The sequence below is a fragment of the Kribbella sp. NPDC049174 genome, assembly GCF_043197365.1.
Classification (GTDB): domain Bacteria; phylum Actinomycetota; class Actinomycetes; order Propionibacteriales; family Kribbellaceae; genus Kribbella.
On record NZ_JBICSZ010000005.1, the window covers coordinates 357933 to 379657 of the forward strand.

The window sequence follows — 21725 nt, forward strand, 5'->3', positions numbered from 1 at the left end:
GCCATCGTTCGCCCACGGTCCCACCGGCGTTCACCGAGCAGGTGCAGCGTGCGCTTCATGCTGGCCTCCACACGCCGGTGCGCCTACGTCCTAGCTGCCGCACTGGTTCTCCTGCTGAGCGCCGTACCCGCTCAGGCCCACGGCTTCAGTTCGACCGTGTACGTCGACCTGACCGCACCCGAAACCGGACACGTCCGGGCCGAGCTCGGACTCGAGTACGACCTGCTCGTCGTGTCGGTCGCCGACTCCGAGAAGGACGATCCGCTCTTCAAGGTCGGTACGGCGGCCTTCGACTCCGGAGACTCGACTAAGCAGGCAGCAGCACTCAAGACCCACGCCAGCTCGGTCATGAAGTACGTGTCCGATCGCTTCGGAGTCACGGCCGGCGGTCAGGCCTGTACGGCGACGCAGCAAGGCGACTTCAGGATCGACCAGCGTGAGGGCGTGCCGTACGCGTTCATGGACCTCGACTACCGCTGCGCTGAGGCGGCCGACTCGCACGAGGTGCGGAGTGGACTGTTCCCGGACAGCGAGCAGTACGTGCGTGGGACCAAGACGATCGTCACCTACCACCTCGATCTGCAGAAAGGCAGCAGTGCGCTCGACTCCGAGCACCCGTCGTTCTCCACGCACCAGTCGTGGACCGAGCGGTTCTGGGAGTTCTTCCGGCTGGGAGCGGAACACCTGCTCACTGGTCTCGACCACATCCTGTTCCTGCTGGCGCTGATCGCCGGGTCACGTCGGCTGCGCGAGATAATGCTGGCGGCAACGACCTTCACCCTCGCCCACTCGGTCACCTTCATCCTTGCTGCGCTCGGCGTGGTCCACGTGTCGCCGTCGTTCATCGAGCCGGTCATCGCACTCTCGATCGCAATCGTCGCGTCCTGGCACCTGTGGAGGATCTGGCGGCGTGGACGACTCGCCACCGACCTCGAGTCCAGTGGCCGCAGTCATGTGAGCCTCGACCGGGCTGGATGGACCCGACTGGGTGTGGTGTTCTGCTTCGGCCTCGTCCACGGTGTCGGCTTCGCTGGTGCGCTGGGGATCCAGCAGGCCTGGTCCTGGACGCTGTTGTGGTCGTTGCTGGTGTTCAACGTGGGCATCGAGACCGTGCAGTTGGCGCTGATCGCAGTCGCCTTCCCGCTGCTCGCCCTGCTGCGCCGGGCAGCGCCGACTGCCGCACTGTGGACCACTGGGGTGATCGCGGCCGGTGTCTCCGTAGCTGGTCTGGTCTGGTTTGTGCAGCGGCTCTGAGTCGGACGTTGTAGCGCGGGTGGTAAACCCTTGTTCACCCGTCCTCCATCAGCGAGGCAGACGCTCTCCGATGGGCCTGTCTGGCTCAACTCGTCACTAGTAACGGACGGACACTCGATGAAGCTCATCAACTGGGCACGGACCCGTGTGGCCACGTGCGTCACTGCGGCGGTCCTCGCGACCGCCACGGCGTTCGGAGGCGGTGTGGGCGCTGCCCACGCCGCCGACCAAGCAACACCCACCGGCATCATCCTCGGCGTCGGTGCCAACGAGTCGCAGCGCGTCGTGAGCTGGTACGCCCCGACCAGCGCCGCGCAGGTGGTGCAGGTCGCTCCCACCTCGCGACTCGTCCACGGCCGGTTCCCGGCCTCCGCGACCACATTCCCGGCCACCGTCGCCGCCAACACGGTCAACGGCGGCTACAACGGCCACGCGACGATCAACGGTCTGCGCGAGCACACGTCGTACTCGTACCGCGTCGGTACGACGGGCGGCTGGAGCCCGACGTACTCGTTCAAGACGCAGGACTTCGACGGCGACTACAGCTTCCTGTTCTTCGGCGACCCGCAGATCGGCTCGTCCGGCGACGTCGCGAAGGACGGCGCCGGCTGGATGGACACCCTGAACGTCGCACTCGCTGCCAACCCGAAGACCGAGTTGCTGGTGTCGGGTGGTGACCAGGTCGAGTCCGCGAACACTGAGACCCAGTGGAACGCGTTCCTCGCCCCTGACAAGCTCCGCCAGTACCCGTGGGCCGCCACCATCGGCAACCACGACGTCGGCGGCAAGGCGTACGAGCAGCACTTCTGGACCCCGAACACCGACCGCTCCGCGGGCTTCTACCGCGGCAACCCGAGCACGGAGTCCGGTGGTGACTACTGGTTCATCTACAAGGACGTGCTGTTCATCGACCTGAACAGCAACGCCTACGCCAACAACGCGGACGCCGCGCACGTCGACTACGTCACCAAGGTGGTCAATGCGCACGGTGCGAAGGCGAAGTACACGGTGCTCGTGTACCACCACTCGATCTACTCGCCGGCCGACCACGCCAACGACGCCGACAACCAGCAGCGCCGGCAGGACTTCCCGACCGCGTTCTCCAAGCTGGGCGTCGACCTGGTGCTGCAGGGCCACGACCACAGCTACTCGCGCAGCTACGTGATCAAGAACGGCAAGAAGGCCAACCCGGCCGAGCAGCCTGGTGCGACCCAGGTGGCGCAGGGACCGGGCGGAGTCATCTACGTGACGGCGAACTCCGCGTCCGGCTCGAAGTACTACGACCTGACCGCTCCTGACACGACCCAGGACCCGAACTACGGTCCGGACCCGCTGAACCCCAAGAACCACTGGGCGAACTCGGTGGAGAACCAGGAGCACGTCCGTACCTACGTCACGGTCGAGGTGCAGAAGAACAAGCTCGTGGTGGAGAACGTGCGCAGTGGTACCTGCACCGCTCCCAACGCCGCCGTTGAGCTAGGCAAGGTGTCGTGGTGCGGTCCGAACAGTGGTGCCACCCCGGCCAAGCCGGTCGGCTCGCTGGTCGACAAGGTCGTCGTCCACCCGTACACCGACCGGGGTCACTCCCACCCGGGTCCGGGCAGGCACGACTGGACGGTCAGCAAGACCCAGCAAGGTGTCGTGACGCTCACCGACGTGAGCTGATCAACCTGATGGGGGTGGGCGTCAGCGCCCACCCCCACCTGCTCGTAGAAGGAAGCCCGATGTTCAAAGCCCTCGTGCTGCTGATCGCACTCACCACAGGCGCGCCGACCGCGGCAGCAGCCGACGACGTCCCTTGGTCTGTCAGTACGGCGGCCAACAGCTTCGGGTCCGATCGTCAGAACTACAGCTACACGGTGAACCCGGGTGGACAGGTCGAGGACGGCCTCGTGGTCGTCAACCGCGGCAAGACCCCGCTCGAGCTGGCCGTGTACGCCGCTGATGCCTACACGACCGACAACGGCCGGCTCGACCTCCTGACGCCCGACACGAAGTCCACCGGTGTCGGCGCGTGGGTCCATGCGGACCGGGACGGCATGAAGGTCGCACCGGGACAGTCTGTGCAGGTGCCGTTCACCATCAATGTTCCGGCCGATGCCAAGCCGGGCGACCACCTTGGCGGCATCGTCACGTCACTGAAGCGAGGCACCGACGTTGACCGGCGACTCGCCATCCGGATCCGCCTGCGGGTCAGTGGAGACCTCAAGCCGAGCCTGTCGGTCGACGACCTGAAGGTGCGCTACACGGGCAATCGCAACGCCACAGTCACCTACACCGTCCACAACAACGGCAACGCGATCCTTGCTGCCCGGCCGTCAACCTCGGTGGCGGGCCCCTTCGGGAGTTGGCGAGTTGAGTCAGGCCAAGAAGACTCACCGCAGTTGCTCCCTGGTGAGACCTGGAAGACCTCCACCCAGGTCCACGGCGTCACCCCAGCCCTCCGCCTCACCGGGACAGTCACGCTCACACCACTCCTCACCGACGCAGCCGGCTCCACCGGCCCACTGAACCCCATAGCCAGCACAACCCACGCCTGGAGCATCCCCTGGTGGGTCATTCCCGCGCTGGTCGCGCTGGTGGTTGTCCTCCTGCTCGTTGCCCGACGCATCCGCTCCCGCGCCGTAACTGCCGGCCGTCGGCGCTAAAGCGAGAGCCGTACCTGCAGACCCAGGTGGTCAGACAGGTAGCCCGGTCCGGCTTCGGCGGTGAAGGTCAGTTCCGCGGCCTCGACCGTTATCGACGGATCCGAGAGCAGCAAGAAGTCGATACAGCGCGATGCCTTGCCGGGTGCGAGGTACGCGGCGTGGAACGTCGGCGGACAATCGTCGCCGAAGGCGTCCAGGAGACCGGTGTCGCGGATGAAGTCGCGGTACAGCGAACTGTCGCGAGCGATGTTGAAGTCGCCGCACACGATCGCGGGCTGCCCGACGTCGTCGACGTGCCGGCCGACCGCGGCCAACTGCCCCTGGTGCAGTCGGTAGAAGCGGTTCGTCTCTGACCAGTCGCCGTCGTAGTTGGCCAGCAAGTGGGTGTTGACGACACTGACTCCCGCCAGTCTGGTCACCAGCGATCCCTTCAGCGACGCCTTCAGCCGGGACAGTCTGGGCAGGTCAGCCGCGTCGGCGGCGGGTGGGATCGGGAAGCGCCGGTACTCGGTTCCGGTGATGGCGGTTCGCGACAGGGTGACCAGCCCGCCGGCCGGTCCGGCCGCCGAGCGGCGGAAGCTGACGAAGCGGTACGACGGCATGGACCTGACCAACCGCCGGAGGTGGTAGTAGGTCAGCACCTCCTGGAAGTTGGCGACGTCCACATCGGAGGCCTCGAACACCGCGCCGATCGCCGCATACCGCTCGCCCAGGCGTGAGCCGACGAGCGGGATTCCGCGGGTGTTGAGTGAGGCAACGGTCAGGCTCATAGTCCTCCAGTCGTTTCGCGAGTCAGGGTAGATCCCGTCGAAAACCCTGATGTGTCTGGCGCCGAGCCGCCGGTAGCTTCGGCGGGGTGATGACGTTTGAGGTGACGATTCGAGGGGCCGACGACGTGCTCGGTCTGCAGGAGCCGGTGGCGCGGGTGATGTGTCCGGTGGAGGAGCATGTCGGGCGTTGTGAGGTGCCGTGGGGGTTCTCGGTGAGCGATGGCGGGTTCGAGGAGCTTGAAGAGCAGTACCGGATCGAACACGGCGGCTGATACTGGGCTCGTGGACGTTATCGCGGGGGCCAGGAGTGCGTACGACGGGCGTGCCTGGGCGCGGGCGTATGAGTTGTTCGCAGCTGCGGACACCCTGGACGCCGACGACCTGGACCGGTATGCCGTCGCGGCGATGCTGGTGGGGCGGATGGACGACTACTACGCCATCCGCGAGCGCGCCTACGAGCAGCTGCTCGCACAGCGTGACGTGCTCGGTGCGGCAGGTGCAGCGCTCTGGTCCGGTATCCAGCGGATGGTGTCCGGGGACGTGGTGGTCGGTGGCGGCTGGCTGGCGCGCGCAGCCCGGCTGATCGAGGAGGACGGGACGGACTCGGTGCCTGCCGCCGTCCTGAGGATGAGTCAGGCCTTCGGGGTAGCAGACCTCGAGCAGGCGGTGGCAATCACCAGTGAGGCGGTTGCGGCCGGGCGCCGGCTTGGCAGCGGGGACCTGGTCGCGCTGGCGCTGCACCAGGAAGGGTTGTTGCTGCTGCAGCTCGGTCGTACGACGGAGGGCCTGGCGAAGCTGGACGAGGCCATGGTCGAGCTCACCACCGGCTCGCTCTCGCCGATGGTGACCGGCATCATCTACTGCGGTGCGATCTCCGGCTGCTGGACGGTGTACGAGTTGCGGCGGGCCGAGGAGTGGACCGCCGCGATGTCGCGCTGGTGCGACGCCCAGCCCGAGCTCGGCAACTTCACCGGTGAGTGCAAGGTACGACGGGCCGAGCTCAAGCAACTGCGGGGCGCCTGGACCGACGCTCGCAAGGACCTGGCCGGCGTCAGCCCGGCCGACATCGACGTGTGGGCCGCCGGTTGTGGGGCGTACGTGCGGGGGAACCTCGACCGGCTGCAGGGTCACTTCGCCGATGCCGAGGAGTGCTTCACCGAGGCAAGTCGGCTCGGATTCGACCCGCAGCCAGGCCTGGCCCTGCTCCGGCTGCAGCAGGGCAGCGTGCAGGCAGCGGCCGCGATGATCCGCCGCTGTCTCTCCGAGTCGCAGGACGACGCCAAGCGCGTGGAGGTCCAGTTCGCCGCCGCCGAGATCCTGCTCGCCTCGGGCGACCTCGAAGCGACCGAAAAAGCAGTCGCCGGCCTCGCCGATCTCGCGAACAAGAGCCGCACCACGGTCGTCTGCGCGCTCCACGAACAGGCCCAGGCGATGATCCGCCTCGCCGAAGGCCGCCCGGACGCCGCACTGACGCCGGCCCGCGCTGCCCTCCGTCGCTGGGTCGAGATGCGCGCGCCGTACCAGGAAGCGCGCACGCGGTTGCTGATCGCGGATGCCTGCCGGGCGCTGGGCGACAACGAGTCCGCGGACCGCGAGACCTCGACGGCGCGAGAGACGCTGGAACACCTCGGCGCTGTCGCCGGGCCGAGAAGGCCGGAGGGACTGCTTTCACCGCGCGAGATCGAGGTACTGCGGCTCGTCGCCACCGGAGCCACCAACCGGATGATCGCCGATCAACTGGTGCTGAGTGAGCGGACCGTCGATCGGCACGTGAGCAACATCTTCACCAAGCTCGGAGTCACGTCCCGGTCCGCGGCAACGGCGTACGGCCTCGAGCACAAGCTGGTCTGAGAGGTACCCATTCCGGCCGTTGGGTAGTTTCACCGACGCGCCGAAGCAGCACGGATTCCTACCTTCGACACAACAAGAAGGAGGAACCCATGAGGTACGAAACAGTTGTCATCGGAGCAGGCCAAGCGGGTCTGTCGGCCGGATATCACCTCGCCAAGCGCGGCAAGCCGTTCGTCATCCTGGACGCAGCGGACCGGGTCGGAGGGTCCTGGCTCAACCGCTGGGACTCGCTCGCCCTGTTCACGCCCGCCAGCCGCGACAACCTGCCAGGCGCCAAGTTCGGCGGCGGCTACACCTTCCCGTCGAAGGACGAGATGGTCGCCTACCTGGAGCGGTACGCGGAACAGTTCGCCCTGCCGATCCGCCTCAACACGCGGGTGGACGGGCTGTTCCGTGAGGGGGACGGCTACCGCGTCACCGCGGGCACCGAGTCGTTCGAGGCGGACAACGTCATCCTGGCGACCGGCGTACACCGGGCGCCGAAGATTCCGGACTTCGCCGGCGAGCTCTCGCCGGACATCGTCCAGCTGCACACGGCTGACTACCGCAACCCCGGACAGTTGCGGCCGGGCACCGTGCTGATCGTGGGCGCGGGGAACTCCGGTGCCGAGATCGGGGTCGAGGTCGGCAAGACGCACAAGGTTCTGCTGGCCGGCCGCAACGTCGGCTATCTGCCGGTCGAGATGCGCGGCTGGCAGGGCAAGCTGATGTTCCCGCTGATCTGGTGGGTGTGGGAGCACATCCTCACCGAGGACAAGCGGCCCGGCCGCAAGGTGCAGGCGGAGGCACTCGAGGGCCACGGCGAGTTCCTGATCCGGCAGAAGGAGAAGGACCTGCTCGCCGTCGGGATCGAACGCGTCCCGCGGATCGCCGGTGTCGTCGACGGACGGCCGCAGACCGAGGACGGCGTACTGCTCGACGTCGCCAACGTCATCTGGTGCACCGGATTCGTCCCCGACTTCGCCTGGATCGACCTGCCCGGTCTGGACTCGTCCGGGCGGATCGCCAGCGAACGCGGCTGTGTCACCGGGCAGCCGGGGCTGTACGTGCTGGGGCAGGAGTTCCAGTACATGTTCAACTCGCACACCGTCGGCGGCGTCGGCAAGGACGCGGCGTACGTCGTCCGGCAGCTCGCCAAGCGGGAAGCGCCGGCCGTGTTGACCTCAAGTGAGGTTTAGCTAGCAGGATCTTCGGCATGAAGATCGAAGGACAGATCCCGAGTCAGGCCGATGTCGATGCGATCGTGGCGCTGGTCGACGCCGTACAGGAAGCCCAGAGCACCGAGGACCTGGACGCGTTCATCGCGCTGTTCCGCAAGGACGCGCTCTGGGTGACGGGGCACGGCAAGCGGCTGTACGGGCGGGACACCATCGCCGAGTTCACCAGCCGGGTGCTGCCCGGGGCGACGAAGGATTCGTACGCCACCTACGTCCCGGACCACCTGCTGTTCGTCCGGCCCGACATCGCCGTCGTCAACGTCAACCAGACCTACGTCCGCCGCGACGGCTCGACCGCCGAACTGCCGGTCGAACACGGCAGCCCGGTCTATGTCCTCGCGAAGGACGAGGATGCCTGGCAGATCGCGGCGGCGCAGAACACCGTCGTGGTCGCGGACTGACGAACTACTTCACCGCGAGTTCGCCGAGTTCGGACCAGTCGTCCTGGGGCAGCTTGAAGTTGACGATGCGCGGCGTCTCCACCAGGTGCGGCGGGAGGTGCTGCTGAGCGGCCTTGAAATGGGCCGAGGTGACATGGGCCGTGGCCGCATCGTCGTCGGCGAAGGCCTCGACCAGGACGTACTCGTCGGTGTCGTCGACGGAACGGGACCAGTCGAACCACAGGCAGCCCGGCTCGGCCCGGGTGGCCTGGGTGAAGTCGGCGGTGATGGACGGCCAGTTCGCGGCGTGTTCGGACCGGACGCGGAACTTCGCGGTGATGAAGATCATGCGCCCGATGCTAGACCTCAGCGCAGCGTGAAGCCGGTGCCGAGCGGGTCGCGGGGGTCGAGGGTGAACGTGGCGTTACCGGTCCGGTACGCCGCGCCCTCGACCTCCGTGATCACTCCATCGTCGACGATCTCCACCACCCGCCCCAGGAACGTGGTCCCCACGATCGACTCGTGGCGCAGCACCTGGCCGTCAGCCAGCCGGCCCTCGTCGTACAGCAGCGCCAGGCGCGCCGACGTACCCGAGCCGCACGGCGACCGGTCCACTTCCCCATCGGCGAAGATGGCGACGTTGCGCTGGTGCGGTCCACTGTCCGAGGAACCCAGGTCGTCGTAGAAGATCGTCCCGTAGACCCCGTTCAGCCGCGAGTCGACAGGGTGGACGGCCTGCGCGTCGAGCGCCCACTTGATCTCCCGTCCGACCGCGATCAGGTCGGCATAGCACGAGGGCGTCACCGAGAGCCCGACCGACGACGCGGCGACGGAGGCGTAGAACGCGCCACCAAAACTCAGATCGGCGACGACGTCCCCGCGTGACGTCGACACCTCCAGACCACGGCCCGAGACGTACGACGGAACGTTGCGAAAGGCAACGCCAGACACCGCTCCACCGGCGCAGGTGACCCGGGCGACCACCCGTCCGGACGGTACGTCGATCACCACATCCGTCACCCCGTCAGAGGAAGCGGCCACCAGGCCGCTCTCGATCGCCCAGGTGCCGAGGGCAATCGTCCCGTGCCCGCACGCCGTCGAATACCCGTCCTTGTGCCAGAACAACACCCCGAAGTGCGCCCCATCATCGTTGCCTGGAACAACGAACCCGCCGTACATGTCCGCATGTCCGCGCGGCTCGTTCACCAGGAGCTGCCGGACCGCATCGACGGTCGGGGAAGTCTGGGCGAACACCCGCCGATCCGGTACCGAAGCGCCAGGCACCTCCACCGACGTCACGATCCGGAACGGCTCCCCGCCCGCGTGGTAGTCGACCGTGCTGACCGGGAGCATCAGAATCCCAGCTGCTGTCGGAGGGACTCGAGGGTGTGTGCCGACTCCATCGTCCGCTCCGTGTCCGCGGCCGCCACCGCCTGCGCCAGCGCGTCGGTGGTCACGATCGTGGTCAGCACCTCCGCGGTGATCCCGGTGACCGTGTTCGGGACGTGGATCGCCACCGTCACGTCGTCGGCCAGCCGCTCGGCGATGACCTGCTCGCTGAGCAGGATGATGCCGGCGCCGACCGCGCGGGCCCGGTCGATCACGATCTCCGCGTCGATGACGAGCCGACCGGGGGCGATCACGATGACCACGTCGTCGGACCCGATCGCGAGCAGGTCGTCGGCGAGCCGGAACCCGGCGGTCTGGATGCAGCGGCTGCGGCGGCCGAACCGGCGCAGCTTCAGCGTCAGGTGCTCCGCCGCGACGTAGTTGGCGCCGAACCCGTACGTCGCGATCTCGCGCGCGTCGAGCATCAGCCGGACCGCCTCCTGGTAGGCGTCCATCTCCATGTGCTGGTTGAGGAACTCGATCCGCTCGATCGCCTCGGTGATCACCCGGTCCCAGACGTGCTTGGGGTCCCCGCCGGTGGACTCGATCCGGCTCCGCAGCCGCTCCTCCCGCCGGCTCGGGTGCTGGAACGGGGAGGCGACGCGGTCCTTGAGCTCGGCCAGCCCGGCGTACCCGAGGGACTGCAGGGTGCGGACGACGGTGGCGTTGCTGGTCTTGCTCGCCTGGCCGAGCTCGGCCGCGGACAGATACAGCAGCCGCTCGGGCGAGATCTCCGACAGTGATCGGCAGACTGCACGGGAGGCGGGCGTGAAGTCGTCCCAGTGGTCCCGGATGCGGGCCCGCAGCTCGGCAAGTGCCGGATTTCTCGTAACCCCTGTTACCTCATCGGCCATCTGTGTATCATCCGTTCCCATCGCGTTGTAACGAACCATCCAAGAAGTCGAGTTCTGTAACACATCGTAAACCCGAAGGAAGCAGATGCGGATCATCGAGGTGTCCAGCCCGTCGGCCCATGATCGCGGACGGCAGTACGGTCGCGCTGCGGCGGACCTGATCGGCGCGGCGATCGAGTACTACGGCCGGGCGTTCGAGCTGCAGACCGGACGCACCTGGGCGCAGATCCTCCAGCAGTCCGCCCCCTGGGAGCAGCTGATCAGCAGCGAGTTCCCCGAGTTGTACGACGAGATCCGCGGCATCGCGGACGGAGCCGGCGTCAGCGTCCGCGAGATCGTGGTGCTGAACTGCCGCGGCGAGATCGTGTACGACGCCCCGCTGCCCGAAGAAGAGGTCCCCGACGGCTGTACGTCGTACTCGCTGACCGGCGGAGACGGCCACGTCTACACCGGCCAGAACTGGGACTGGCGGCACGCCGTTCGCGACACCGTCGTCATCCTCCGCATCGTCCAGCCCCCGAAACCCACCATCGTCATGCAGGTCGAGGCCGGTCAGATCGGCCGGCACGGCGCCAACTCGCTCGGGTTCGCACTCAACGCCAACGGCCTCGGCGGCCGGTTCGACGACACCGTCGGCGTACCGCAGACCATCATCCGCCGGCTCGTCCTCGACTCGGCCTCGATCTCTGACGCACTCAAGGTCCTGGTCAAGACTCGCGCGCACATCGCGAGCAACGCGCTGCTGACCGATCGATCCGGTTACAGCATCGACGTCGAGACCACCCCCGGCGCCCACGGCTGGGAGTACCCCACCGACGGGCTGCTGGTCCACGGCAACCACTACCAGGCGTTCGTCCCGCCGCAACTGGCGGCGAACCACCGCCCGATGTCGCCCGACTCCCTCCTCCGCGTCCCGCGGGCCCAACAGGGTCTGCGTGAGGCGTTGACCGCGACCGACGTACGCAAAGCCATCCGCACCGCGATGTCGGACCACCTCGGTCTGCCCGACTCGTTGTGTGCCCACCCCGACGAGCGGCTGCACGAGCTGCGTCAGTGGTCGACCCTGCTGTCCAGCTGCGTCGACCTGACCACCGGCGAGTACTACGTCGCGCCCGGGACTCCCTGCGAGCACGAGTACGAGCTCATTCCGTTCAATCTTTACGACTAGGAGTAGTCATGTCCCGCAAACACCGCGCCAGACACTGGGGTACGGCGCTCTGTGCCTCCGCCGTGCTCGTCCTCGCAGGGTGTGGTGGTGGCCAGAACGCCGCACAGTCGCCCGTGAAGGACCAGGTCAAGCTCGTCGACAGCACGCCGGCCGCGGCCGGTCAGCTCGACCAGGCGACCTGGTTCATGCCGAAGGAACCGCGCTCGCTCGACCTCGACGCGGACGCGGCGAACTCGCAGAGCGACCTGATCATGGCCAACGTCTGCGACCGCCTGCTGCAGCTCCAGCCCGACCTGACCCTCAAGCCGGGGCTGGCGGAGAAGCACGAGTGGAAGGACAAGAACACCCTGGTCTTCACCATCCGGCAGGGAGTGAAGTTCCACGACGGCAGCACGATGACCGCCGACGACGTGCTGTGGAGTCTGCAGCGGCACTCGGCCGACGGTGCCTCGGAGTCCGACGAGTACGTGAACGTGACCGGGGTCGCGAAGACCGGGCCGAACGAGGTCACGGTGACGTTCAAGCAGCCGGACGCCGTCTTCGTGGAGGCGATCGCCGGTGACGCCGGCGTGGTCTGGAGCCGCAAGGGCGTCGAGTCCCAGGGCAAGAAGTTCGGTACGCCGGACGGCAAGGACGCCTGCACCGGCCCGTTCGAGCTGTCCGAGTGGGCGCCCGGCAAGCAGATCGTGTTGACCAAGTCGGCCACGTACTGGAACCCGGAGAAGGCGGCCAAGACGGACAAGATCACCTTCAAGTGGGGCAGTGACGACGTCATCGTCAACTCGCTCGTCACCGGCGCGGCGACCGGCTCGTACCTGGAGAACCTGTCCTCGGCGACCCAGCTCGCCGGCGGTACGGTCACCACCGTCAGCCAGGGACCCGACACCCGGGTCTGGAACCTGATGGTCACCGAGAAGGGCGCCCTCAAGGACGTCCGGCTCCGCAAGGCACTCGCACTGGCGGTCGACCGCGAGGGCGTCTCCAAGGCAGCCCTGTCCAGCCTCGGCCAACCCTGGAAGGAACCGGTCGGATCCGGCGCCTGGGGCTACGAGAAGGAGAAGTTCCAGACCGCGTACGACGCCATCGGCGGCCTGCCGGCGGCACCGCAGCAGGCTGATATCGACGCGGCGAAGAAGCTGGTCCAAGAGGTCGGGCAGACCCAGCCGATCGTGGTCGCCAGCGACGGCAGCCCGGTCCGCAACGTGATCGCGAACGCCGTCGTCGACGCCGCCCAGAAGATCGGGCTGCAGGCATCGATCACGCAGATCCCGACCCAGGGCTACGACATGTCGGACGAGTCGGTGCGCAAGACCGCGGACCTGTTCAGCGACGACTACTTCATCTCCAAGAACGACCCGGTCGGCTTCTACAAGAACGGTGCCAGCAACTCGACGGTCCAGTGGCTGCTGCGTGACCCGGCGTACGACGAACTCGTGAACAAGGGCCGGGCCGCCCTCGAGGACGCGGAGCGGGCGACGATCGCGATCGAGCTGGCCAAGCGCTGGACCGACGCGATGCCGTGGATCCCGCTGGTCCAGAGCCCGAGCACGGTCGCGCTGTCCACCAAGGTGACCGGTGTGCCGGCGAGTGGCTGCTACCGCTACTACCCGTGGGCCGCCGACCTCGGGACGAAGGGGGCCTGAGACAGATGGTCGCACTGCGGCGCCTCGGCGCGATGGTGCTCACCCTGGTGATCAGCTCGTTCGTGATCTTCGCCGGCATGTACGCCGCGCCCGGGGACCCGGTGTCGTTCCTGATCGGGAACCCGGAGAACATGACACCGGAGCGGATCGCCGCGGTGCGCGCCGAGTACCACCTCGACGACCCGTTCATCACCCAGTATCTGACCTGGGCGAAGGATCTGCTGCACGGCGACTTCGGTACCTCGATGGTCTACCAGCAGTCCGTCACGACGCTGCTGGGCAGCCGGTTGCCGGTGACACTGTCACTGGTCGTGTACGCGTCGGTGTTGTTCATCGTGATCGGGGTGCTCCTCGGCATCTGGTCGGCGCTGCGCCGGGGGACCGCCGTGGACGCCCTGATCACCGGGGTGACGACGTTCGCGACGTCGATCCCGAACTTCGTCGTCGCGGTGGTGCTCATCTCGGTCTTCGCGGTGAAGCTGCGCTGGTTCGCGGTGTCGGGTCCGGGCGAGGGGTTCTTCGGCCGGATCCACCACCTGACCCTGCCCGCGATCGCGCTGTCCCTCGGCGCGGTCGCGGTGGTCAGCCGGGTGACCCGGCAGACGATGGTCGAGCAGCAGAGTCTCGACCATGTCGAGGCGGCGCGGAGCTACGGTCTGGCCCAGCGCAAGACGGTGGTCAGACACGTGCTGCGCAACTCCTTGGGCCCGATCGTGACGATGTGCGGCCTGATCGTGGCCGGCATGCTGGCCGGCACGGTCGTGGTCGAAGGAGTCTTCGGCCTCAACGGCATCGGCAGTCTGTTGGTCGAGGCAATCAACACTCACGATTTCCCTGTGGTGCAGGCGATTCTGCTCTACATGGTGATCGCGTACATGGCGGTCACAGTGATCGTCGACCTCATCTATCCGTTGCTCGATGCACGGGTTCTCGCCAGGAGCGCCGCATGACAGTCGCCGTTCTGACCGATGTGACGGGTGTACGCCGCAAGCACAAGTGGCCGTTCTACCTGAGTGCCGCCGTCCTCGTGATCGCCGTACTGGCGGCCGTGTTCGCTCCGTGGGTGGCGCCGTACGACCCGGCGAAGACCGACTTCGGCGCGATCTGGCAGCCGGCCAGTCCCGCGCACTGGCTCGGGACCGACCAGCTCGGCCGGGACCTGCTGTCGCGGATCATCCACGGCGCCCGGCCGAGCCTGCTCGGTGCGATCGCGCTGCTGGCCGTGGCAACGGTGCTCGGCGTACTGATCGGCGTGACCGCCGCGTGGAAACAAGGATGGGTCGACACCGCGCTGAGCCGGATCACCGATGTGATGTTCGCGTTCCCTGGTCTGTTGTTCGTCGTCCTGTGTATCGCCGTGTTCGATCGCGGCGAGCTCACCTCGGTGCTCGGCATGGCGCTCGCCTACGCACCCGCGATCGCGAAGTTCACCCGGTCGATCGCGTTGGAGGAGATCGCCCGCCCGTACGTCGACGCGTACCGGCTGCAGGGGGTCGGCGGATTCTTCCTGTGCTTCCGCTACCTGCTGCCGAACCTGTTGCCGACGCTGGTCGGGTATCTCGTGGTGCTGTTCGGAGAGGGACTGATGAGTCTCGCGTCGCTGAACTTCCTCGGCTTCGGATCGCAGCCGCCGAGCTCGGAATGGGGGCTGATGGTCCAGGAGGGCCGGACCGGTGTCATCCAGGGCATCGTCGGGCCGGCGCTCGTCCCCGGTCTCACCATCGCGATCGTGGTGGTCGCGACAAACGTGGTCGGCGTCCGGCTGTCCGACAAGCTGGCGGTGCGACGATGACCACCTTGCTGGAGATCAGTGATCTGAAGGTCGGCGTGCGCACCACGGAGATCCTGCGGGGCATCTCCGTCACCGTCCAGTCCGGCGAGACGGTCGGCCTGGTCGGCGAATCCGGTTCCGGGAAGTCGACCACGGCCCGGGCCGCGCTCAAACTCTTCCCGGACCAGGCGGTGACGTCGGGCTCGGTCGTTGTCGGCGGCACCGATCTGCTCTCCTGTTCGCCCGCCGAGGTCCAGGACGTGCGGGCCCACCATGCCGCGATGATCTTCCAGGCGCCGCGAACGGCGCTCAATCCGGTCCGCCGGATCGGCGACTCGGCGACCGAACGGCTCGTCCAGGTGCACGGCGTACGGAAGAACGTTGCGCGAGGCAAACTCGTCGAGCTGTTCGGCGAGGTAGGGTTGCGGGATCCGGAGCGGCTGCTGCGGTTGTATCCGCATCAGCTGTCCGGCGGCATGCTGCAGCGGGTCGTGATCGCGGCTGCACTGAGTATCGACCCGCAGTTGCTGCTGGCGGACGAGGCGACGAGTGCGCTGGACGTGACCACGCAGGCCGAGGTGCTCGCGTTGCTGAAACGACTGCGGGCCGAGCGGGATCTCGGGGTGCTGTTCATCACCCACGACCTGCACCTGGCGGCGGCGTACTGCGACCGCGTCTACGTGATGAAGGACGGCCTGATCGTCGATCACCAGCCCGGTACGACGATCTTCGAGAACCCCGTCAACGAGTACACCCGGGCGCTGGCGGCCGCCGTACCCAAGCTGCCGGAACGTGAGGAGGTGCCGACATGACCCTGCTTCAGGTGGAGGGACTCGGCAAGACGTACGGCGCCACTGTCGCTGCGAAGGACATCAGTTTCACCGTCGAGGCCGGCGGATCCCTCGGGGTGGTCGGTGAATCCGGCTCCGGCAAGACCACCGTCGCGCGGATGCTCGTCGGGCTGACCTCGCCCGACACCGGCAGCGTCACCATCGACGGCGTCGAGCTCCACCGGGCCGGTCGCGGTCGGAAGGCGCGGCTGCAACGGGCCCGGGCGATCCAGATGGTCTTCCAGGACCCGTACACCTCACTCGATCGCCGTCTGACCGTGGAGGGCTGTCTTCGCGACGTACTGCGCCGGCACCGGCCGTCCGCGTCTGCCGACGAGATCAGCCGGCTGCTCGACCAAGTGGGCCTCGAGCAGCGTTTGCTCGCCTCGAGACCCCACGAACTCAGCGGTGGCCAGCGGCAACGTGTCGCGATCGCTCGGGCCCTCGCCGTACATCCCAAGGTCCTCGTCCTCGACGAGGCCGTCTCCGCCCTGGACGTCTCGGTCCAGGCGAAGATCCTTGCCCTGCTCAACGAGATCCGGGAGTCCTTGGGAATCGCCCTGGTCTTCGTCAGCCACGACCTCGCCGTGGTCGGTGAGGTCACCGACCGGATCGTGGTGATGTACCGCGGTGCCGACGTCGAGCAGGACGACACCGACGCGCTGTTGCGCCGGCCACAACATCCCTACACCCAGATGCTGCTCTCCTCCGCGCCCGGACCCGGCTGGCAGCCGGAACGGGTCGGCGAGCTGAGGGCCGCGTTCGCACTCACCGAAGGACGTCCATGACGCACACCTCGACCTTCTACCAGCGCGGGGCGACGCCGATCTTCGCCTCCCAGGCCGACCCGCGGCTGCACTACTGCCTGTACGTGCCGCACCAGCTGGCCGACGACGACCGCGCACCGCTGGTGGTGGTCCAGCACGGCACCGCGCGGTCGGCGGCGAACTACCGCAACCAGTTGAAGGACTTCGCCGACGAGCAGGGCGCCGTCGTCCTGACGCCGATCTTCCCGGCCGGTCTGGTCGACCCGACCGACCTGCACAACTTCAAGTTCATCGAGTACCAGGGGATCCGGTTCGACCGGATGCTGCTGTCGATCGTGGACGAGGTCGCGTCCCGGTACCCGGTCGAGGCGGAGAAGTTCTACTTGCACGGGTTCTCCGGCGGCGGGCAGTTCACGCACCGGTTCCTCTACCTGCACCCGGACCGCCTGGCCGCCGCCTCGATCGGTGCGCCCGGCCGGATCACCCAGCTGGACGACACGCTGCCGTGGTGGCTCGGGACGAAGGGCTTCGAGGAGAAGTTCGGCCAGCCGATCGACGTCGACGCGTTGCGCCGGGTGCCGATCCAGCTGGTGGTCGGCTCCGAGGACGTGGAGACCTGGGAGATCATGAACCGCGGTGAGTCCAACTGGATGGACGGCGCGGAGCTCACCGGCACCACCCGGATCGAACGTCTGCGCACGCTGGAGCAGAACTACCGCTCCCACGGTCTCGACATCACGTTCGATGTCGTCCCCGGTGCGGCCCACTCCGGCCGCAAGATCCTCCCAACTGTGGAGCGGTTCTTCACCGACCAGTTCAAGAACCGGTCAGACCCAGGTAGGTGAGGACGGCGAGGACGCGCCGGTTGCTGCTGTCGTCGTCGGTGATGCCGAGCTTGCCGAACAGCGACGTCGTGTACTTGCTGATGGCGCTGTCACTGAGGAACAGCCGCTGTCCGATGGCCTGATTGGACAGGCCCTCGGCCATCAGGCCGAGGACTTCGTGTTCGCGTCCAGTGAGCTTGTCGATCGGCCGGTTCGAGCTGGACATCAACTTGGTGATGACGGCTGGGTCCATGGCGGTCCCGCCGGCGGCGACCCGTTCCAGCGCGTCGACGAACTGATCGGCCTCGAACACGCTCTCCTTCAACAGATACCCGATGCCGTTGGCGCCCTGAGCCAGGAGCTCGCGGGCATAGAGCTGCTCGACGTGCTGGGACAAGATCAGGACGGGCAGGCCGGGGACCTCGTGGCGAGCGGCCAGCGCGGCCTTCAGACCCTCGTCCGACTGGGTCGGCGGCATCCGGACGTCGATGACGGCGACGTCCGGCCGCCACTTCAGCAGCGCGGCGAGGGTCGCGGGGCCGGTGCTCGCCGTGGCCACGACCTCGTGCCCGTAGGCCTCGATGAGGCGGACCATTCCGTCCCGCAGGAGGTAGAGGTCTTCGGCGACGACTATTCGCATGGCACCGTCATCCTCGCACGGGTCGGACCGCCGGCCGGGCTGGTCAGCTCCAGAGTTCCGTCGAACGCCGCGAGGCGGCGGCGCAGCCCGGCGAGTCCGCCCGCGGCGTTCACCTCGGCTCCGCCCCGGCCGTTGTCCTCGACCTCGACCACGATGGCCGTGTCGTTCCGAGCGATGGAGATTCCCGCTCGGGACGCACGGGCGTGCTTGATCGCATTGGTCAGCAATTCGGCGATCCCGAAGTACAGGGCCGACTCGATCGGCGGGTCCAGGCTGAGCTCGACCTCGGCGCTGACCGCTGTCTCGAGCGGACTGTCCATGGCCAGGGCTCGGACGGCGTCGACGAGGCCGCGCTCGTTCAGCACCGGCGGGTTGATGCCCCGGACCAGTTCGCGGAGCTCGGTCAGTGACGTGGCGGCGCCGACTCGGGCGTCCCGCAGCAGCGCCCTGGCCTGGGCGGGGTCGGTCTCCATCAGTTTCTCCGCGGTCGCCAGCGAGAGCCCGAGCGCGACCAGCCGCGCCTGCGCTCCGTCGTGCAGGTCCCGCTCGATCCGCCGGATCTCGGCAGCTTGCGCCACAGTCGTGTCCGCACGCTGAGCGGTCAACTCGTCCACCCGGTCCGCCAGCGCCATCGCCGCCGACGGTCGCAGGAACCGTACGGCGACCGGCTCGATCGGCCGCCACGCGTACGGCGCACTCGCGATCGCCACGACCAGACCGAGAACGCCGACCAGAGGCACCGACTGGGAGAAGCCGAGTACGGCGGCCACGACGCCGGCCGGCGGGATCGCCGCGACCAGGCCGGCGGTGAATGGCGCGATCGCGACGAACCGCAGGTCGCGCCAGTTGGCCGGGTCCTTGAACCGCAGCCGCAGCTCCTGGTCCTCGCGAGCCTCCTTACTGCTTCGCGAGTACGACGTGCCGTTCCACCAGTAGCCGGTGGACAGCTGTGTCACCGGCCCGACCTCCAGATAGCCGGCCGGGATCACGGTGCTCGTCCACTTCGCGACCAGGGAGCGGACCAGCTGGCAGACCGGCCGGGACAGAGCGAGAGTGCCGACACCGGCCAGCACGAACAACGGGATCCACGACCACGGGTTGCCCGCCCACCAGATCGCCACGGCGATGGCGCCGGCCCACACGGCCGGGACCACCATGGTGACGACTGCGACTACACACGCACGGACGAACCCCACGCAGGCACTCTTCACCCACGACATCAAGAACCTCTTCCTCGTTACGGGTTGGTGATTTCACTGTGCACCACCCGGACCGCGAAATCGGCCGGCTCGGCACCGAAGTAGGTCTGGCCCCACCCAACCGTAGGCCCAGCCACCCTCAGCTTTGATGTGCAGACACACGTCGGCCGCTGGTGCCCCGGGGGACAGCAGCGGCCGATGGTGCGTGGAGCGGCCTGAAGGAGTGTCAGGCAGCTTGCGCGTGCGCTTGCGGGACGCGGGTGCGGTTCTGCTGCGCCCACACGGCCCGGCGCAGCTGCGCCTTGTCCGGATAGCCGGCGGCCCGGCCGATCAGGTAGACGTCGTGGTTGCGCATCTTGACCATGCCGGCGACGAACCAGACCGGGCTGCCCTCGGCGAGCATGGTGACGATCATGGTGGTGGTGGCGGTGTCTACGGTGGCGGTGGTGTTCATTCTGACCCTCTCCTTTGGTCGCTCTCACTGATACGTCGGACCAGATCCGCCAGATTCGACAACACCCGGCAAGATCTTTTTTTGCTCGATGTCCAGCCACACGTACGCCGTCCTCGCCGCGGTTCACCGGCGACCGCGGCTGATAGAGGTACAGTCCGGAATCCCCAGGATGTGCAGGGCAAAACAGAGCGCCCCGATCAGAGATCGGGGCGCTTGTCCGTGTGGGTCCCGGGGGGAGTGGGACCACCACACGTTGGGGGGGACTTAGACCGTAACCCGGTCGCGGGGTCATGTTCGAACCAAACCGGTGCGTCGGCACCGGCGCTTTCTCCGAACGGCACGGAAAATGCGCTCAGCGGCTCGTTCGGCGCCGGTACAACGAGGTCGCCAACGTCACCGAGAACAGGAGCAGACCGGTACACCAGGCGAGCGCGATCCAGCCGTTGTTCCCCATCGGTGTCCCGATCAGGAAACCCCGCACGGTCTCGATCACCGGTGTGATGGGCTGGTGCTCGCTGATCGGCCGCAACCACGACGGCATCGTCTCCGGCTGCACGAACGCACTGCTCAGGTACGGCAGGAACAACATGAAGAAACTCAGGGTGCTGGCCGACTCCACCGACTTCGCGATCACGCCCAGACCGGCCGCGAGCCAGGAGAGCGCCAGGACATAGAGCAGCAGCAGTCCGATCGCCGCCAGCCAGTCGCCGGGGCCGGCCGCCGGCCGGAAACCCATCGCCAGCGAGGCGACGATGACGATCGCCGTTGACACCGCGTTACGCGCGACACTCGCAGTGACGTGCCCGGTCAGCACGGCGAAGCTGCGGATCGGCAGCGATCGCAGCCGGTCGATCATCCCGCTGTTCATGTCGTCCGCGACCGCCATCGCGGTGTTCGAGGCGCCGTACCCGGTGGTGAGCAGCAGGATCCCCGGAACGACGTAGCTGATGTACTCCGTGCCGGTGCTGATCGCGCCGCCGAAGACATAGACGAACAGCGCCATCATCAGCATCGGCAGCAGGATCGAGACGAACAGGGTGTCCACGTTCCGGCGCATCAGCCGGACGCAGCGGTCGATCATGGTGACCGCGTCGGAGAGCGCGGCGGTTGCTCCTTGGTGTTGTGGCATTTTGATCAGGTCCTATCTCACGCGGTCAGAGCCAGGAAGACGTCGTCCAGCGTCGGCCGGTGCGACGACACCCGCTCCGGCTGCAGCCCGTTGTCCCGCAGTACGTCCAGGACGTGGTGCAGGTGTGCCGCCGTACCGTCGGACGGGATGTTCAGCACCAGCTGATCGGCGATCCCGTCCAGTACGCCGGTTGCCTTCAGCAACTGCATCTCGTCGGCGAACCGGAGCTCGATCCGCTCGCCGCCGATCTGGGCCTTCAGGGCGTCGGCGGTGCCGGTGGCGGCGATCCCGCCCTTGTCGAGCAGCACGATCCGGTCGGCGAGCCGGTCCGCCTCCTCGAGGTACTGCGTGGTCAGCAGGATGGTGGTGCCGTTGCGGACGAGTTCGCCGATGGAGTCCCACATCATCGACCGGCTGGCCGGGTCGAGCCCGGTGGTCGGCTCGTCCAGGAAGATCACCCGCGGCTGTGCGATCAGGCTCATCGCCAGGTCGAGCCGCCGCCGCATCCCACCGGAGTACGTCTTGACCCGGCGGTCCATCGCCTCGGTCAACCCGAACTGTTCGAGCAGTTCAGCGGTACGGCGTCGCGCGGCAGGTCGGCCGAGATGCATCAGCCGGCCGACCATGACCAGATTCTCCCGGCCGGTCTGGTTCTCGTCGACCGCGGCGTACTGCCCGGTCAGGCTGATCACGCCGCGGACCTGGGCCGGCTCGCGCAGTACGTCGTACCCGGCGATGGTCGCCTGGCCGGCATCCGGCCTGGTCAGCGTGGTCAGGATCCGCACGGTGGTGGTCTTGCCGGCCCCGTTCGGGCCGAGCAGGGCGAGCACGGACCCTTCCGGGACCTGCAGGTCGACTCCGGTGAGCACCTCGGTGGCCCCGAATGACTTCCGCAGTCCGGTTGCCTCGACGATCATCGTCCCCTCCTTACTGCGTA

At 67.6% G+C, this 21725-nt stretch carries 23 protein-coding genes; 14 read left to right on the forward strand and 9 right to left on the reverse strand.

The annotated features are described in order from the left end of the window. Positions 1 to 57: 57 nt before the first annotated feature. From ACGFIF_RS26750 to ACGFIF_RS26760, 3 genes are all read left to right on the forward strand, one after another. Positions 58 to 1254, forward strand: a complete 1197-nt coding sequence (locus tag ACGFIF_RS26750) for a HupE/UreJ family protein (RefSeq protein ID WP_393158169.1) — start codon at positions 58 to 60, stop codon at positions 1252 to 1254. A gap of 117 nt (positions 1255 to 1371) precedes the next feature. Then, positions 1372 to 2919, forward strand: a complete 1548-nt coding sequence (locus ACGFIF_RS26755; RefSeq protein WP_393158171.1) for a fibronectin type III domain-containing protein — start codon at positions 1372 to 1374, stop codon at positions 2917 to 2919. Positions 2920 to 2978: 59 nt separating this feature from the next. Continuing rightward, positions 2979 to 3902 (forward strand): WxL protein peptidoglycan domain-containing protein, encoded by a 924-nt coding sequence (locus ACGFIF_RS26760; RefSeq protein WP_393158172.1) that lies wholly within the window; start codon positions 2979 to 2981, stop codon positions 3900 to 3902. Here ACGFIF_RS26760 and ACGFIF_RS26765 read toward each other — a convergent pair. Next, a complete protein-coding gene (locus ACGFIF_RS26765; protein WP_393158173.1) occupies positions 3899 to 4672 on the reverse strand; it encodes an endonuclease/exonuclease/phosphatase family protein in 774 nt (257 codons plus the stop codon). The two genes, ACGFIF_RS26760 and ACGFIF_RS26765, sit on opposite strands and share 4 nt — an antisense overlap. Before the next feature lie 86 nt (positions 4673 to 4758). On the opposite strand from ACGFIF_RS26765, the gene ACGFIF_RS26770 reads away from it, so the two are divergent. The 4 genes from ACGFIF_RS26770 (at position 4759) to ACGFIF_RS26785 (ending at position 8141) form a co-directional block, all read left to right on the forward strand. Continuing rightward, entirely contained in the window at positions 4759 to 4944 is a 186-nt protein-coding gene (locus tag ACGFIF_RS26770; RefSeq protein WP_393158175.1) for a hypothetical protein, read from the forward strand. A gap of 10 nt (positions 4945 to 4954) precedes the next feature. Then, the gene (locus ACGFIF_RS26775; RefSeq protein WP_393158176.1) at positions 4955 to 6523 is read left to right on the forward strand and encodes a LuxR C-terminal-related transcriptional regulator; all 1569 of its coding nucleotides are present in this window, start codon (positions 4955 to 4957) and stop codon (positions 6521 to 6523) included. Positions 6524 to 6612: 89 nt separating this feature from the next. After that, complete coding sequence (locus ACGFIF_RS26780) at positions 6613 to 7701, forward strand: flavin-containing monooxygenase (protein ID WP_393158177.1); 1089 nt, start codon at positions 6613 to 6615, stop codon at positions 7699 to 7701. Positions 7702 to 7718: 17 nt separating this feature from the next. Then, the gene (locus tag ACGFIF_RS26785; RefSeq protein WP_393158179.1) at positions 7719 to 8141 is read left to right on the forward strand and encodes an SgcJ/EcaC family oxidoreductase; all 423 of its coding nucleotides are present in this window, start codon (positions 7719 to 7721) and stop codon (positions 8139 to 8141) included. A gap of 4 nt (positions 8142 to 8145) precedes the next feature. Here ACGFIF_RS26785 and ACGFIF_RS26790 read toward each other — a convergent pair whose 3' ends face one another. Genes ACGFIF_RS26790 through ACGFIF_RS26800 form a run of 3 tightly spaced genes read right to left on the reverse strand, consistent with a single transcriptional unit; the run spans position 8146 to position 10363 of the window. Then, positions 8146 to 8469 (reverse strand): putative quinol monooxygenase, encoded by a 324-nt coding sequence (locus ACGFIF_RS26790; RefSeq protein ID WP_393158181.1) that lies wholly within the window; start codon positions 8467 to 8469, stop codon positions 8146 to 8148. Between the two features lie 17 nt (positions 8470 to 8486). Then, the gene (locus ACGFIF_RS26795; protein WP_393158182.1) at positions 8487 to 9473 is read right to left on the reverse strand and encodes a proline racemase family protein; all 987 of its coding nucleotides are present in this window, start codon (positions 9471 to 9473) and stop codon (positions 8487 to 8489) included. Further along, positions 9473 to 10363, reverse strand: coding sequence for a MurR/RpiR family transcriptional regulator (locus tag ACGFIF_RS26800; protein ID WP_393158183.1), 891 nt, complete (start codon positions 10361 to 10363; stop codon positions 9473 to 9475). Before ACGFIF_RS26800 ends, ACGFIF_RS26795 begins: the two co-directional genes overlap by 1 nt. 85 nt (positions 10364 to 10448) lie before the next feature. Between ACGFIF_RS26800 and ACGFIF_RS26805 the strand changes: the two genes are divergently transcribed. Genes ACGFIF_RS26805 through ACGFIF_RS26835 form a run of 7 tightly spaced genes read left to right on the forward strand, consistent with a single transcriptional unit; the run spans position 10449 to position 17387 of the window. Then, complete coding sequence (locus tag ACGFIF_RS26805; protein ID WP_393158184.1) at positions 10449 to 11531, forward strand: C45 family autoproteolytic acyltransferase/hydolase; 1083 nt, start codon at positions 10449 to 10451, stop codon at positions 11529 to 11531. Positions 11532 to 11539: 8 nt separating this feature from the next. Beyond that, positions 11540 to 13174, forward strand: coding sequence for an ABC transporter substrate-binding protein (locus ACGFIF_RS26810; protein WP_393158186.1), 1635 nt, complete (start codon positions 11540 to 11542; stop codon positions 13172 to 13174). A gap of 5 nt (positions 13175 to 13179) precedes the next feature. Then, complete coding sequence (locus ACGFIF_RS26815; RefSeq protein ID WP_393158187.1) at positions 13180 to 14124, forward strand: ABC transporter permease; 945 nt, start codon at positions 13180 to 13182, stop codon at positions 14122 to 14124. Then, positions 14121 to 14966 (forward strand): ABC transporter permease, encoded by an 846-nt coding sequence (locus tag ACGFIF_RS26820; RefSeq protein ID WP_393158188.1) that lies wholly within the window; start codon positions 14121 to 14123, stop codon positions 14964 to 14966. Before ACGFIF_RS26815 ends, ACGFIF_RS26820 begins: the two co-directional genes overlap by 4 nt. Then, a complete protein-coding gene (locus tag ACGFIF_RS26825) occupies positions 14963 to 15757 on the forward strand; it encodes an ABC transporter ATP-binding protein (RefSeq protein WP_393158189.1) in 795 nt (264 codons plus the stop codon). Before ACGFIF_RS26820 ends, ACGFIF_RS26825 begins: the two co-directional genes overlap by 4 nt. Then, complete coding sequence (locus tag ACGFIF_RS26830; protein ID WP_393158190.1) at positions 15754 to 16563, forward strand: ABC transporter ATP-binding protein; 810 nt, start codon at positions 15754 to 15756, stop codon at positions 16561 to 16563. Before ACGFIF_RS26825 ends, ACGFIF_RS26830 begins: the two co-directional genes overlap by 4 nt. Further along, positions 16560 to 17387 carry an alpha/beta hydrolase gene (locus ACGFIF_RS26835; RefSeq protein ID WP_393158191.1) on the forward strand — a complete coding sequence of 276 codons (828 nt, stop codon included), beginning with the start codon at positions 16560 to 16562 and terminating at the stop codon, positions 17385 to 17387. Before ACGFIF_RS26830 ends, ACGFIF_RS26835 begins: the two co-directional genes overlap by 4 nt. Here ACGFIF_RS26835 and ACGFIF_RS26840 read toward each other — a convergent pair. The 5 genes from ACGFIF_RS26840 to ACGFIF_RS26860 form a co-directional block, all read right to left on the reverse strand. Continuing rightward, on the reverse strand, positions 17359 to 18006 hold the full coding sequence (locus ACGFIF_RS26840; RefSeq protein WP_393158192.1) for a response regulator: 648 nt from the start codon (positions 18004 to 18006) through the stop codon (positions 17359 to 17361). The genes ACGFIF_RS26835 and ACGFIF_RS26840 overlap by 29 nt on opposite strands. Beyond that, complete coding sequence (locus ACGFIF_RS26845) at positions 17997 to 19202, reverse strand: sensor histidine kinase (RefSeq protein ID WP_393158193.1); 1206 nt, start codon at positions 19200 to 19202, stop codon at positions 17997 to 17999. The genes ACGFIF_RS26840 and ACGFIF_RS26845 overlap by 10 nt, the downstream gene beginning before the upstream one ends. Before the next feature lie 229 nt (positions 19203 to 19431). Then, entirely contained in the window at positions 19432 to 19659 is a 228-nt protein-coding gene (locus tag ACGFIF_RS26850; RefSeq protein ID WP_393158194.1) for a hypothetical protein, read from the reverse strand. Between the two features lie 352 nt (positions 19660 to 20011). Further along, the gene (locus ACGFIF_RS26855; protein ID WP_393158195.1) at positions 20012 to 20788 is read right to left on the reverse strand and encodes an ABC transporter permease; all 777 of its coding nucleotides are present in this window, start codon (positions 20786 to 20788) and stop codon (positions 20012 to 20014) included. Positions 20789 to 20805: 17 nt separating this feature from the next. After that, on the reverse strand, positions 20806 to 21705 hold the full coding sequence (locus ACGFIF_RS26860; RefSeq protein ID WP_393158196.1) for an ATP-binding cassette domain-containing protein: 900 nt from the start codon (positions 21703 to 21705) through the stop codon (positions 20806 to 20808). Between the last annotated feature and the right edge of the window lie 20 nt (positions 21706 to 21725).